Source organism: Sphingobium sp. SG1 (assembly GCF_057063145.1).
Map to the genome: position 1 here is coordinate 19138 of NZ_JBVVOJ010000005.1, position 13507 is coordinate 32644.

Here is a 13507-nt window from a genome sequence, read left to right on the forward strand (position 1 = left end):
GCCTTTTCATATGGCGGCCAGCACCCGCTGCGCCTGCACCAGATGCGGGCGATCGATCATTTTGCCATCCAGCTTCAGCACGCCGGCACCCGGATTGGCGGCAAAGGCATCGACCACCGCGCGGGCATGATCGACTTCCGCCGGGGTCGGGGTGAAGCCGGCATTGATCGCCGCGACCTGGACCGGGTGGATCGCCATCATGCCGGTAAAGCCATCGCGCCGCGCCCGGCCGACATAGGCGGCCAGATCGTCCATCGCGTCGATCCGGGGGAAGACCGTGTCGATCGCCGCGACGCCGGCGGCGTGGGCTGCGAACAGGGTCAGGCTGCGCGCCATCTCGATCGGCGCGGTATAACGGCCATCGGCCTCCCGCGCGCTGGTAGCGCCGATCGAGGCGGGCAGATCCTCCGCGCCCCAGGTGAGGCCGGCCAGCCGATCACGAACGCTGCGATAGCTGCCAAGCTCGAACAGGGCGGCGGGCGTTTCCGTGGCGATGGGCAGGATCGGCGGCAGCCGCCCTGCCCCGGCCAGTTCCTCCAGCGCTAGGATGCTGGCCGCCCCTTCCGCCTTGGGCAGCATGATGCCGTCGGGCGCCGCCGGCAGGATGATGGCCAGATCGTCGGCGGTCTGCCCGCCCTCCAGCGGATTGACCCGGACGAAGGCGGTGCAACCGCGGGCACCCGCCAGCCAGCCGGCGATCGCATCACGGGCATAGCCCTTGCGCTCGGGCGCGACCGAATCCTCCAGGTCGAGGATAATCGCATCTGCGCCGCTCGCCGCCGCCTTGTCGAACCGTTCGGGACGATCGCCCGGCACAAAGAGCAGCGAGCGAAGTTTCATGCAGACCTCTTCTTGAGCAACGCCATGCGCAGGCACTGGCAGACAATCTCGTCCCGCTGGTTGAGCAGGCGATGGGTGAAGGTGACGATGCCCGCTTCGGGGCGCGAGCGGCTTTCTTTGAGCTCTGTGACCTCGGTCTCGCAGCGCAGCGTATCGCCGATGAACACCGGCTTGGGCATGACCAGTCTGTCATAGCCCAGGTTCGCGACCAGCGTGCCCATAGTGGTATCGCCCACCGACAGGCCGATCATCAGCGCGAAGCTAAAGGTGCCGTTGACCAGGATCTGGCCGAATTCCGACGCCTTGGCCGCCTCGGCGTCCAGATGCAGCGGCTGGGGATTATGGGTCATGGTGGTGAACAGCAGATTGTCGATCTCGGTCACCGTGCGGCGCAGTTCATGCGCGATCCGGTCGCCCACCTGCCATTCGTCGAAATGCCTGCCCGCCATATGTCGCCCTCTATATAAATATGCACAATAGTGCAATTATCATTCCATGGAGCCGGATCGGCTCAGCCCTCGGCCTGATCGATCCGGGCCAGCAATACGCCCTCGCTCACCTGCCCGCCCTCGGCCGCGTTCAGGTCTGCGACCACGCCATCGAACGGCGCGACCAGGCTATGCTCCATCTTCATCGCTTCGAGCGTCAGCAACTTCTGTCCCTTGGTCACCGTCTGTCCGGCCGTCACCGCCACGGCAATGATGCGGCCGGGCATGGGCGACAGGATCGCGCCGTCAGATGCCGCGCCACCGGCGCCACCGGCGACGCGCCAGGGCGTCATTTCCCAGACCTGCCCGCCCTCGGCAATCAGCACATCCTCCAACGGCCGGGCGTCGCCCAGACGCGGATCATAGCGCACGGCATGGGGATGGCCGTTCAGCAGGAAACTCGCCTCCGCCCGGACCCGCGCATTGAGGCGGAAGCCCGCCAGCGCCCCGCCCGGCGTCAGCGCCGCTGCCGCGTCAGCCAGTGCCGCGTCGGACGGATCGGCCGGCGGCAACAGCGCGTCGCCCTCCCGCGCGATCAGGCCGGTGTCGAGCCGGGCCGCCGCGAAATCCGCATTCTCCAGCGCCTTGACCAGAAAGCCCGCATTGGTGCGCAGCGGCCAGATCACCGTCTCATCAAGCGCCGCCGCCAGCCGCAGCCGCGCCGCGTCGCGCGTGTCGCCATGGGCGATGACCTTGGCGATCATCGGATCATAATAGGGCGAAATGGCCGCCCCTTCCTCGACGCCGGTATCGATGCGCGCACCGCCGCCCAGTTCGAACGTGTCGAGCGTGCCGATCGAGGGCAGGAAGCCCTTGACCGGATCCTCGGCATAGAGGCGCGCTTCCATCGCCCAGCCATTGATCGACAGTTGCTCCTGCGTCCGGGGCAGCGGTTCGCCCGACGCGACCCGCAACTGCCATTCGACCAGATCCTGGCCGGTAATCTCCTCGGTCACGGGATGTTCGACCTGAAGCCGGGTGTTCATTTCCATGAACCAGATGCGGTCGGCGCGCAGCCCATCCGATCCGTCGGCAACGAACTCGATCGTGCCGGCGCCGACATAGTCGACCGCCTTGGCCGCATTGACCGCCGCCTGACACACGGCCGCGCGGGTCGCTTCATCCATGCCCGGCGCGGGCGCTTCCTCGATCACCTTCTGGTGGCGGCGCTGGAGCGAACAGTCGCGCTCGAACAGATGGACGACATGGCCATGTTTGTCGCCGAACACCTGCACCTCGATATGGCGCGGGTTGGTGATCCATTTCTCCAGCAGCACCTGCTCGTTGCCGAAGCTGGACGCCGCCTCGCGCCGGCAGGACAGTAGAGCGTCGGCGAAATTGACAGGGTCATCGACCTTGCGCATCCCCTTGCCGCCGCCACCGGCCACCGCCTTGATGAGGACAGGATAGCCGATCGCGTCCGCCTCCGCCGCCAGCCGCTCGGGCGACTGGTCTTCGCCCAGATAGCCGGGCGTAGTCGGCACGCCAGCGTCCTGCATCAGCTTTTTGGCCGCGTCCTTCAGGCCCATGGCGGTGATGGAGGACGGGTTGGGGCCGACCCAGATCAGCCCCGCATCGATCACCGCCTGCGCAAATTCGGCATTTTCCGACAGGAAGCCATAGCCAGGGTGGATCGCCTGCGCCCCTGTCGCTTTCGCTGTCGCGATGATGCGGTCGCCGACCAGATAGGATTCGCGCACCGGCGACCGGCCGATATGCACCGCCTCGTCCGCTTCGCGCACATGCAGCGCGTCGGCGTCGGCATCGGAATAGACCGCGATCGTGCGGATACCCAGCCGCCGCGCGGTGCGGATGATGCGACAGGCAATTTCGCCACGATTGGCGATGAGGAGGGATTGGATCATAGTGCATTCCTCCCCGGCACGGGGAGGGGGACCGTGCGAAGCACGGTGGAGGGGCAGGCGCCATGTTGACCGGACCAGGCCGAACGGTGAAGCGCGCGCGTGAATTGCGCCGCCAGATGACCCTGCCGGAAGGGCTGTTGTGGCAGGCGCTGCGCCAGCGCCCGAACGGCTTCAAATTCCGTCGCCAGCATCCAGCCGGCATCTATATCCTGGATTTCTACTGCGCGGTCGTTCGACTGGCCATCGAAGTGGACGGCAGCAGCCATGACGGGCCTGATGCCCTGCGCCATGATGCGGCCCGAACCCATTGGTTGACGGCGCAAGGCGTTACGGTGCTGCGCATAACCGCCGCCGATATTCTGCGAGATTTGCCTGCTGTGGTCGATCATATCATCTCTCACTCTCAAAGGCTCTTGCCCCTCCACCACTCGCCTCCGGCGAGCGGTCCCCCTCCCCGTGCCGGGGAGGAATGATCACATCCGGAACACGCCAAATTGCGCGCGTTCGTCCACCGGCGCGTTCAAGGCGGCGGCGAAGGCCAGCCCGAGCACATCCCGTGTCTGGGCCGGGTCGATCACGCCATCGTCCCACAGGCGCGAGGTCGCGAAAAAGGGATTACCTTCATCCTCATATTTCTGGCGCACCGGCGCCTTGAAGGCTTCGGCCTCTTCCGGCGTCCATTTGGCGGCGTCGCGGTGGACGGTCGCCAGCACGCTCGCCGCCTGCTCGCCACCCATCACGCTGATGCGGGCATTGGGCCAGGTGAAGAGGAAGCGCGGCTGATAGGCGCGGCCACACATGCCATAATTGCCCGCGCCGAAGCTGCCGCCGATCAGCACGGTGATCTTGGGCACCTGCGCCGTGGCCACCGCCGTCACCAGCTTGGCGCCATGCTTTGCGATCCCTTCCGCCTCATATTTGCCACCGACCATGAAGCCGGAAATATTCTGGAGGAAGAGCAAGGGTACGCGCCGCTGGCAGGCCAGTTCGATGAAATGGGCGCCCTTCTGCGCGCTTTCGCTGAACAGCACGCCGTTGTTCGCCAGGATCGCCACCGGCATGCCCCAGATATGGGCGAAGCCGCAGACGAGCGTGGTGCCGTAGAGCGGCTTGAACTCGTGGAATTCGCTACCATCGACGATCCGCGCAATCACTTCGCGCACATCATAGGGCGCGCGCACATCCTGGGGGATGATGCCATAGAGATCGGCCGGATCGAACTTGGGCGGACGCGGGTCGCGCAGGTTGAGGTCGCTCTGGCGATCGGGCTGCAGGGTCGAGACAATGTCGCGCACGATCGACAGCGCATGCTCGTCATTGTCCGCGACATGATCGACCACGCCCGACTTGCGGCCATGCAGGTCGCCGCCGCCCAGATCCTCGGCACTGATGACCTCGCCCGTCGCCGCCTGCACCAGCGGCGGACCGGCGAGGAAGATGGTGCCCTGGTTGCGGACGATCACCGTCTCGTCCGACATGGCCGGGACATAGGCGCCACCGGCGGTGCAACTGCCCATGACGCAGGCGATCTGCGGAATGCCGCGCGCCGACAGGTTCGCCTGATTGTAGAAGATGCGGCCGAAATGATCGCGATCGGGAAAAACCTCCGCCTGGTTGGGCAGGTTGGCGCCGCCGCTGTCGACCAGATAGACGCAGGGCAGCCGGTTTTCGAGCGCGATTTCCTGCGCGCGCAAATGCTTCTTCACCGTGACGGGATAATAAGTGCCGCCCTTCACCGTGGCGTCGTTGCAGGCGATCATCACCTGGCGCCCCGACACCCGGCCGATGCCGGCAATCATGCCGGCGCCCGGCACCTCATCGCCATATTGGCCGTTGGCGGCGAGCTGGCCGATCTCAAGGAAGGGCGAGCCGGGATCGAGCAGCCGCTCGACGCGATCACGCGGCAGCAGCTTGCCGCGCCCGGTGTGCTTGTCGCGCGCCGCCGGCGATCCGCCCAACGCCGCGTCGGCAACCTTGGTACGCAATTCCTCCGCCAGCGCGCGATTATGCGCGGCATTGGCGCGGAAGCCTTCGCCGTCGGGCGACAGCTTGCTGTCCAGAACCGGTGCGCTCATGCCCTCGCCTTCCCGGCGTCCGCGTGCCACAGAGCAGATATGCCCACCATCATCCTCCTCATCCTCTCCAACCTGTTCATGACCACCGCCTGGTACTGGCACCTCAAGGGCGGCATGAACAAACCGCTGATGCTGGTCATCCTGATCAGTTGGGCGATCGCCTTCGTCGAATATTGCCTGGCGGTGCCCGCCAACCGCATCGGCTTTGCCCATGGCTGGTCCGCCGGACAACTCAAGATCGCGCAGGAAGCCATCGCCCTCGTGATCTTCGGCGTCTTCATGGTGACGGTGCTGGGCGAACCGCTCCACTGGCGCCACGCGGCGGCCTTTGCCTGCATCATGGCGGCGGTCGGCTTCCTGTTCGTGGGGCGGAGCTGAATCACGCCCCAATTAATTCCCGGCCAATCAGCATCCGGCGGATCTCGTTGGTGCCGGCGCCGATATCGAGCAGCTTGGCGTCGCGCATATAGCGTTCGACCGGCCAGTCCCTAGTATAGCCCGCGCCGCCCAGCGCCTGCACCGCTTCCAGCGCGACCTTCATCGCATTCTCGCTGGCCAGCAGGATGGCGCCGGCCGCATCGAAACGCGTGGTCTTGCCTGCGTCGCAGGCACGCGCCACGGCATAGACATAGGCGCGCGCGCTGTTGAGCGCGACATACATGTCGGCGACCTTGGCCTGCATCAGCTGGAACGCGCCGATGGGCTTTCCGAACTGCCTGCGCTCGCGAACATAGGGCAGCACCGTGTCGAGACAGGCCTGCATGATGCCGAGCTGGATGCCGGCGAGCACGGTGCGCTCATAGTCGAGGCCCGACATCAGCACGCCCGCGCCGCCGTTCAGCGGCCCCATGATATTCTCTTCGGGCACTTCGCAATCGTCGAACACCAGTTCGGCGGTCGGGCTGCCGCGCATGCCAACCTTGTCGATCTTCTGGCCGATCGAGAAGCCGGCAAAGCCCTTCTCGATCAGGAAGGTCGTGATGCCCTTGGAGCCCTCGCCGGTCTTGGCATAGACGACCAGCGTGTCCGCCTCGGTCGCATTGGTGATCCAGAACTTCGTGCCATTGAGGACGTAGCGATCGCCCTTCTTTTCGGCCTTCAGCTTCATCGACACGACATCGGACCCGGCGCCGGCCTCCGACATGGCAAGGCTGCCCACATGCTCGCCGGAAATCAGCTTGGGCAGATAGCGCGCCTTCTGCGCGTCATTGCCCCAGCGGCGGATCTGGTTGACGCAGAGATTGGAGTGCGCGCCATAGCTGAGACCTATGGAGGCGGAGGCCCGCGCCACTTCCTCCTGCGCCACCACATGCTCCAGATAGCCCAGGCCCAGGCCGCCATCCGCCTCGTCCACGGTGATGCCGTGCAAGCCGAGCGCGCCCATGGCGGGCCACAGGTCGCGGGGGAACCAGTCCTTGGCATCGATCTCCGCCGCCAGCGGGGCGATATGATCGGCGGCGAAACGGGCGGTGCTTTCGCGGATCATGTCCGCATGCTCGCCCAGGGCGAAATCGAAGTCGGTCATTGGCATCTCTCCTGCGCCGCACCCTAGTCCTGAACGCGGCAAGGGAAAAATTGAAACCACGGGCAGGAGTGTATAGTTTCCATCTATGATCGAACGCTATCTGCTGCGCTATTTCCTGGCGGTCGTGGACCAGGGCAATTTCTCCCGTGCGGCGGCGCATTGCCTGGTGTCGCAACCGACCCTGTCGGTCGGCATCGCCAAACTGGAACAGGCGGTCGGCGCGCCCTTGTTCCTGCGTAGCAACCAGCGGGTCGAACTGACCGAGGCCGGCAGTCGCCTGCTGAGCCACGCGCGGCGGATCGAGCGCGAGTTCAACCTGGCCGAACAGGCGGGCGCGCAGACGGCCGAAATCCAGACGCTGCGCATCGGCCTGCTGACCAGCATCGCCGGGGCGCCGGTGGCGGCAGCGGTCGCCGCCTGCCCGGCCGAGGCGCGCGGCCGGGTGGAATTTATTCCAGGGTCGGAGCGCGAATTGCTGGGGCGCCTGGATGCCGAGCGGATCGACGTGGCGCTGACCCTGGTGCGGCCGGGGGCGGAAGAGCGCTATGCCGCGCGGATATTGGCCGAGGAAGGCTATGACCTGGCCCTGCCCGCCGACCATCGCCTCGCCGGGCGCGAGACGATCGCGGCGGAGGAACTGGCGGGCGAGACGATGATCGTGCGCCGCCATTGCGAGGCGCTGTCGGCGACCAGCCGCTATTTCGTCGATCGCGGCATCCGCCCGCATTTTGCCTATCGATCGACCAATGACGAGCGGGTGATGCAGATGGTGGCGGCGGGCCTGGGGGTCACGGTGATGCCGCTGAGCTATGAATGGCCCGGCATGGCGCGCGCGGCGCTGCGCGACTTTGGCGAGCGGCGGACGATCGGCCTGCTCCATGGCCCGCGCGCCATTCCCCTGCGCGACACGCCACCGCCGATGCTCCGTGCATTGGCAGTGGCATTCGGTCGCGCTTAGGTCGCTGGCTCCACGACCGGCTTGCGCCAGGTATCGAAGGTGCCGGGCGGCTGCTGCTTCAGCGTCTCGCGCAGTTCGATCATCGGCCCCTGGCTTTCGACGATATTGCCGCCCGCCGGCCGGTCGATATCGATAATCAACATGTAGGACATGGTGAAGAGCAGGAATAATATGCCCGCCAGCATCCGCCCCTGCGTCTCCGACCGGGCATAGCCCAGCATCCCCGCAGTCACCGCGATATAGAGCCACAGCGCCAGGAACACCTCGCCCGGCACCCGCACCTTGCGCGCCGCCTTGCGCGCGCTGTCCATGTCGATCACTTCGTTGACGGTCGAATGGAGCGAGGAGGCCAGCGCGGAATTGCCGATCGCATCGGTCGCCGCCAGCGTGCCAGCCCATAGCTCGACCAGCAGCCGATCGCTGGCGACGATCAAGGGCGCCATCTTGTCGGGGCTGGCCGTGCCCAGTTCGACGCGATTATTGGTGTAGTTGACCAATATCTGCGACATCCGCGTGCGATGCGGTTCGGGCAGGCCCTGGACCCGCAAATAGCTGGTGCCGATGGCATTGGCTTCCTGCAACACCAGCGCCCGGCGCGTTTCGAACCGGCCAACCGCCAGTGCGAAGGTGAAGCCCAGCAGCAGCGCAACCAGACCGATCACGGCGGAGACGATATAGCCCTCCGCCCCGCCTTCTTCCGTGGCGCCCTTGTGCGTCAGCATCAGCCGCACGCGCCGCCGCAGGACATAGCCGGCTGCCGCCGTCAGCATCATGGTTGCCAGCATCAGCAGCCCGACCAGCAGGATGGGCAGCTTGTCCAGAAATTCCGCCAGATTGGCCATATGACCCCCTCAGTCTATCGGGGGCAGCATGTGCCGTTTCAGGGTCCGGGAACCATCGGGCGAAACACCGGCATGGCTCAGGGATTATCCCTAGTGGTGACCGGCCGACGCCGGCTTTCCATGACGATCGTCAGGCGAGAGCGCAAAGCGATCGACATGTGGGGGCATTGCCATTTCAGTCGCTTGCGCATGCCCTGCTCTGCATCCGCCGGATCGCATTCCCCCGACCGTCACGGCGCAATTCGACAGCTTTGCCTTGAAGCTGCACAAGATCGCCGGCCATGCTTCAGTGTTTGTCCCGATGGTTCCTATGCCAGAGATGGGGGATGGATAGAGCATGGCCATCCGCCCGCCTCTCCCACAGGCCCCGGCATGATCCGGCGCTATCGCCTCGGATGCGTGGCGCTTGCGTCCGTCCCCTGCCTGTCATCGGGCATGGCGACGGCCCAGAGCGAGACCGATGCGAACAGCCTGTCACGCGCCCTGCCCGCCGAAGGCAGGACCGCAGCTTCCCCTACCCGCAAGCCCCAGATCCTCTTCGTTCCCGTGCCGCTGTCCAATCCGGCAACCGGCACAGGCCTCGCCGCAGGTGCCATCGCCTTCTACAATCCCAATGCCGCGCCCCAGCAGTGGATCAGTGCCGGCGGCATCATCTACACCTCCCGCGGGACCAGGGGCGTCGGCGCCTTTCATTCCATGTCGTTCGACAAGGATCGGCTGCGCTTCAGCGCCAGCCTCTCCTATATCGACGATCGCAACGACTATTATGGGATCGGCGCGGCTGCTGGCGATGACGGTATCCGTCGCGAGATCGACAGCAAGCAGTTCAACATCGACCTGCAGGCGTTGATGCGCGTCTTCCCGCGCGGCTATGCCGGCATCCGCTACCGCCTGCGCACCACCGACGCGCGGCTGAAAGAGGCGGAGGCCGAATCCTTGCCGGCGCCGCCGCCCGACGCCATGAACAGCAACCTGTCCGCGATCGGCCCCAGCTTTGCCTATGATACGCGCGACAGCGCGACCCAACCGCATCGCGGCATGATGTTGAGCGCCAATTGGCTGTTCGGTCTGCGCGCCCTGGGCGACAGTTATAGCCATGACAAGTTGCAGATGGCCGCCAACAGCTATCTGCCGATCGGCTCTGGCACGGTGATCGCACTGCGGGGCGCGCTATGTGCCGCCGGGGGCAACGCCCCTTATTATGATCTGTGCCTGTTCGGCGCGAACAACGATCTGCGCGGCTATGTCACCGGTCGCTATCGCGACAAGGCCAGTTGGGCGACGCAGGCCGAATGGCGCCAGCATGTCAGCGGCCGCTGGGGCGCGACCGCCTTTGTCGGGCTGGGCGGCATCGCGCCATCGGCCGGCACGATCATCGACAAGGGCAAGCTGCTGCCGGCCGGCGGCATAGGCCTGCGCTATCGTCCTTTCCGCAGCAATGACGTGCAGTTGCGCGTCGACCTTGCGGCGGGAAAGGACGATCATGCCATCTATGTCGGGATTGCGGAGGCGTTCTAGCCGCCAGGTTCAGCCCTGCGGCAGCAGCAGCGAAGAGTCCCCATAGCTGTAGAAGCGATAGCCGGTGGCGATCGCATGGGCGTAGACCTGCTGCATCCGATCGCGGCCCATCAAGGCACTTACCAGCATGAACAGGGTCGATTTGGGTAGGTGGAAATTGGTCATCAGCCCGTCGATCGCGCGGAAGCGGTAGCCGGGTGTGATGAAAATGCGGGTTTCGTCGGCGAAGGGGCGGATCACGCCATCCTCGCCGGTCGCGCTTTCGAGCAGGCGCAGCGAGGTGGTGCCGACGGCGATGATCCGGCCGCCGGCCGCGCGCGCGGCGTTCAGGCGATCGGCCGTGTCCTGATCGATCCGACCCCATTCGGCATGCATGCGATGGTCGTCGGTATCGTCCGCCTTGACCGGCAGGAAGGTGCCCGCACCGACATGCAGGGTCAGCGTTTCGGTCAGCACACCGGCCTGCGCCAGTGCGACGGTGAGATCGGGCGTGAAGTGCAGCGCGGCGGTGGGGGCGGCGACCGCGCCATCCTCGCGCGCGAACATGGTCTGGTAATCGCTGCGGTCACGCTCGTCAGTGGCGCGCTTGCTGGCGATATAGGGCGGCAGCGGCATGCGCCCGGCCCGCTCCAGCAGGATCTCAACCGGTTCCTCGCCCTCGAAATCGAGGGTGACGCCGCCATCCTCGTCGCGCGGGCCGGCGATCGCGGTGACGCCGGCGCCGAAATCGATCCGGTCGCCATCCCTCACCCGCTTGGCATTGCGCAGAAAAGCCTGCCACTGGCGCAGGCCCAGCCGCTTGTGCAGGGTCGCGCCGATCCGTGCCTCGCCCCGCATCCCTTCCAACTGGGCGGGAATGACGCGGGTGTCGTTGAAGACCAGCACATCGCCCGCGCGCAGCAGCGATGGCAGGTCGCGCACGATGCGATCCTCCATCGCGCCGTCACCGGGCACGAGCAGAAGGCGCGCCGAATCGCGCGGGCTGGCTGGACGGAGAGCGATATTCTCCGCCGGCAGATCGAAATCGAACAGATCTACACGCATGACGATGGCCCTTCCGGGCGCAAACTCACTTCTTCTTGGGGGCCGGCTTCTTGGCCGGGGCCGCCGATTTCTTCGACGGCAGCGCTGCGGGTTCGGGCGCCGGCGGCGGGGGCGGCGGCGCCAGCACCGGCGGCTTGCCGTCGCTCTCGATCGAGGCCTGCAGGATCACGGTCGGGTCGGCCGGCGGTTCGCCCTCATGGATCGCGTCGACATATTGCATGCCTTCGATCACGCGACCGAAGACGGTATATTTCTTGTCGAGCTGCATGCGCGGCAGCAGCACGATGAAGAACTGGCTGTTGGCGCTGTCCTCGCTCTGGGCGCGGGCCATGGACAGGGTGCCGCGCAGATGCGGCATCGGATTGAACTCGGCCTTGAGGTCGGGCAGCGTCGAACCGCCGGTGCCGTCACCCTTGGGATCGCCGCCCTGGGCCATGAAGCCGGGGATGACGCGGTGGAACTTCAGGCCATTGTAGAAGCCCTGGCGGGTCAGTTCCTTGATCCGCTCGACATGGTTGGGGGCGATGTCCGGGCGCAGCTGAATGCGCACGCGGCCGCCGCTCGACAGGTCAAGATCCCAGATATTCTGCGGGTCGGCCGGAATGGTCGCCGGCGGCAGCTGCGGCGTCAGCTGTGCGCCCAGTGACTTGGCATTCTGCTCCGCCTTCGCAGCGGTCTCCGCCTTCTTCATTTCCTCGGCGCCGCCGCCGCCGCCACCGCCGCCGCCCTGGGCGAAGGCCACGCTGGACGCGGTGAGGGCGAAACCGATCGCCACGGTCTTGAGCGCGGAAGTGAAACGCATGCGAATAAGCTTTCCTTAGATCTTGCCCGGGAAGGTCAAGCCGTCCTGATAGCGCCCTGATCGGGATTGGCAACTGAACGCGGGCTGAAACGAGACGGCAACATTGGCGACAACCCGTTCCTAGCCCTGCCCCTTGAGGCCCAGCGCGGCAACCCGCGCCTCCACCTCCTCGCGCACGGCGGGGCTGACGAACTTGTGGATCGGCCCGCCATAGAGGGCGATTTCCTTGACCAGACGCGACGCGATCGGCTGCAACGATACGTCGGCCATCAGGAAAACGGTTTCGACCCGGCTGTTGATCTGCTGGTTCATGCCCGCCATCTGATATTCATATTCGAAGTCGGCGACGGCGCGCAGCCCCCTGATGATGACGCTGGCCCCCTGCGATTCGGCAAAGTCCATCAACAGCGAGTTGAAGCCGGTAACGACGATTTCGGTGTCGATGTCCGCGCATTCGCGGCGAACCATGTCCAGCCGTTCCTCATCGGAAAACATCGGCGACTTGCTGATGTTGGTGGTGACGCCGATCACCAGCTTGTCGACCAGCTTCGCGCCGCGGCGGATGATGTCCATATGGCCAAGGGTGATGGGATCGAAGGTGCCGGGATAGACACCGATACGCGACTTGCTCATGATCTAGCGGTCCCTCTCCACAATATAGTCGGCAATGGCGCGCAGCAGATCCGCCTCCGCGCCATGGCCGTGCAGGTGCGCCTTGGCCTGTTCAACGAGCAGACGCCCCTGTTCCCGCGCCCGATCTACCCCCAGGAGCGAGACGAAGGTTTCCTTACCGGCGGCGGCATCCTTGCCCAGCGCCTTGCCGGCGAGGGCCGCGTCGCCCTCCACATCGAGCAGATCGTCGGCAATCTGGAAGGCAAGGCCGATGTCGCGGGCATAGCCGTGCAGGCCGGTGCGCGCTTCGACCGGGATACGCGCCATGATGGCGGCGGCATCGACGCAGAAGCCGATCAGCGCGCCGGTCTTGAGATTTTGCAGCCGGGTGACGGTAGCGAGATCAAAGCGGGTCTTTTCCGCCTCCAGGTCCATCATCTGCCCGCCCGCCATGCCGGCCGGGCCGCTGGCGACGGCGAGCGCCTTTACGAGGTCGATGCGGACGAAGGCATCGGGATGGGTCTGTTCGTCGGCGAGGATTTCGAAGGCCAGATCATGGAGGCAATCGCCGGCCAGGATCGCGGTCGCTTCATCGAACGCCTTGTGGACGGTCGGCTTGCCGCGCCGCATATCGTCATCGTCCATCGCCGGCAGATCGTCATGCACCAGCGAATAGACATGGATGCATTCGATCGCGAGGCCAACGCGCAGCGCGGATTCGCGGGAAATGTTGAACAGGTCGCAGGTCGCCTGCACCAGCAGCGGCCGCAGCCGCTTGCCGCCCCCGATCGCGGCATGGCGCATCGCTTCATAGAGGCGATGGCGCGGATCGTCCGGGATCGCCAGCAGCGCGTCGAACGCCCGGTCGATATCGGCCGCGACCGTTGCCGCACGGGCAGCGACCAGCGCGCCTGCCACGCTCCGTTCCATGCAGTGGG

Annotated in this window: 14 protein-coding genes; 4 read left to right on the forward strand and 10 right to left on the reverse strand. The window is 65.8% G+C overall.

The features are described from left to right. Positions 1-6: 6 nt before the first annotated feature. The 3 genes from AC0KVN_RS12835 to AC0KVN_RS12845 form a co-directional block, all read right to left on the reverse strand. Positions 7-840, reverse strand: a complete 834-nt coding sequence (locus AC0KVN_RS12835; protein WP_435567375.1) for an HpcH/HpaI aldolase/citrate lyase family protein — start codon at positions 838-840, stop codon at positions 7-9. Further along, entirely contained in the window at positions 837-1289 is a 453-nt protein-coding gene (locus AC0KVN_RS12840) for a MaoC family dehydratase (RefSeq protein ID WP_435567374.1), read from the reverse strand. The genes AC0KVN_RS12835 and AC0KVN_RS12840 overlap by 4 nt, the downstream gene beginning before the upstream one ends. Positions 1290-1351: 62 nt before the next feature. Then, complete coding sequence (locus AC0KVN_RS12845) at positions 1352-3193, reverse strand: acetyl/propionyl/methylcrotonyl-CoA carboxylase subunit alpha (RefSeq protein WP_435567373.1); 1842 nt, start codon at positions 3191-3193, stop codon at positions 1352-1354. 116 nt (positions 3194-3309) lie between these two features. On the opposite strand from AC0KVN_RS12845, the gene AC0KVN_RS12850 reads away from it, so the two are divergent. Next, complete coding sequence (locus AC0KVN_RS12850; RefSeq protein ID WP_347880927.1) at positions 3310-3666, forward strand: endonuclease domain-containing protein; 357 nt, start codon at positions 3310-3312, stop codon at positions 3664-3666. On the opposite strand, the gene AC0KVN_RS12855 is transcribed toward AC0KVN_RS12850, so the two are convergent. Next, entirely contained in the window at positions 3667-5268 is a 1602-nt protein-coding gene (locus tag AC0KVN_RS12855) for a carboxyl transferase domain-containing protein (RefSeq protein WP_435567372.1), read from the reverse strand. A 39-nt stretch (positions 5269-5307) separates the two neighbouring features. Between AC0KVN_RS12855 and AC0KVN_RS12860 the strand changes: the two genes are divergently transcribed. Further along, the gene (locus AC0KVN_RS12860; RefSeq protein ID WP_097382498.1) at positions 5308-5646 is read left to right on the forward strand and encodes a DMT family protein; all 339 of its coding nucleotides are present in this window, start codon (positions 5308-5310) and stop codon (positions 5644-5646) included. A 1-nt stretch (position 5647) separates the two neighbouring features. Here the strand turns inward: AC0KVN_RS12860 and AC0KVN_RS12865 are convergent, their stop codons facing one another. Continuing rightward, positions 5648-6793, reverse strand: a complete 1146-nt coding sequence (locus tag AC0KVN_RS12865; RefSeq protein WP_004211231.1) for an isovaleryl-CoA dehydrogenase — start codon at positions 6791-6793, stop codon at positions 5648-5650. Positions 6794-6878: 85 nt separating this feature from the next. Between AC0KVN_RS12865 and AC0KVN_RS12870 the strand changes: the two genes are divergently transcribed. After that, positions 6879-7751, forward strand: coding sequence for a LysR family transcriptional regulator (locus AC0KVN_RS12870; protein WP_435567371.1), 873 nt, complete (start codon positions 6879-6881; stop codon positions 7749-7751). Here the strand turns inward: AC0KVN_RS12870 and AC0KVN_RS12875 are convergent. After that, a complete protein-coding gene (locus AC0KVN_RS12875; RefSeq protein WP_435567370.1) occupies positions 7748-8593 on the reverse strand; it encodes a bestrophin-like domain in 846 nt (281 codons plus the stop codon). The genes AC0KVN_RS12870 and AC0KVN_RS12875 overlap by 4 nt on opposite strands. A gap of 372 nt (positions 8594-8965) precedes the next feature. Here AC0KVN_RS12875 and AC0KVN_RS12880 point away from each other — a divergent pair, with 372 nt between their 5' ends. Then, a complete protein-coding gene (locus tag AC0KVN_RS12880; protein WP_435567369.1) occupies positions 8966-10111 on the forward strand; it encodes a BamA/TamA family outer membrane protein in 1146 nt (381 codons plus the stop codon). 9 nt (positions 10112-10120) lie between these two features. Here the strand turns inward: AC0KVN_RS12880 and queA are convergent, their stop codons facing one another. The 4 genes from queA to AC0KVN_RS12900 form a co-directional block, all read right to left on the reverse strand. After that, a complete protein-coding gene (queA, locus tag AC0KVN_RS12885) occupies positions 10121-11155 on the reverse strand; it encodes a tRNA preQ1(34) S-adenosylmethionine ribosyltransferase-isomerase QueA (RefSeq protein WP_435567368.1) in 1035 nt (344 codons plus the stop codon). A gap of 25 nt (positions 11156-11180) precedes the next feature. Continuing rightward, positions 11181-11957, reverse strand: a complete 777-nt coding sequence (locus AC0KVN_RS12890) for a peptidylprolyl isomerase (protein WP_125998748.1) — start codon at positions 11955-11957, stop codon at positions 11181-11183. Between the two features lie 120 nt (positions 11958-12077). Next, the gene (coaD, locus tag AC0KVN_RS12895; RefSeq protein ID WP_010337450.1) at positions 12078-12590 is read right to left on the reverse strand and encodes a pantetheine-phosphate adenylyltransferase; all 513 of its coding nucleotides are present in this window, start codon (positions 12588-12590) and stop codon (positions 12078-12080) included. 3 nt (positions 12591-12593) lie between these two features. Next, the gene (locus AC0KVN_RS12900) at positions 12594-13499 is read right to left on the reverse strand and encodes a polyprenyl synthetase family protein (protein WP_333885241.1); all 906 of its coding nucleotides are present in this window, start codon (positions 13497-13499) and stop codon (positions 12594-12596) included. Positions 13500-13507: the final 8 nt, after the last annotated feature.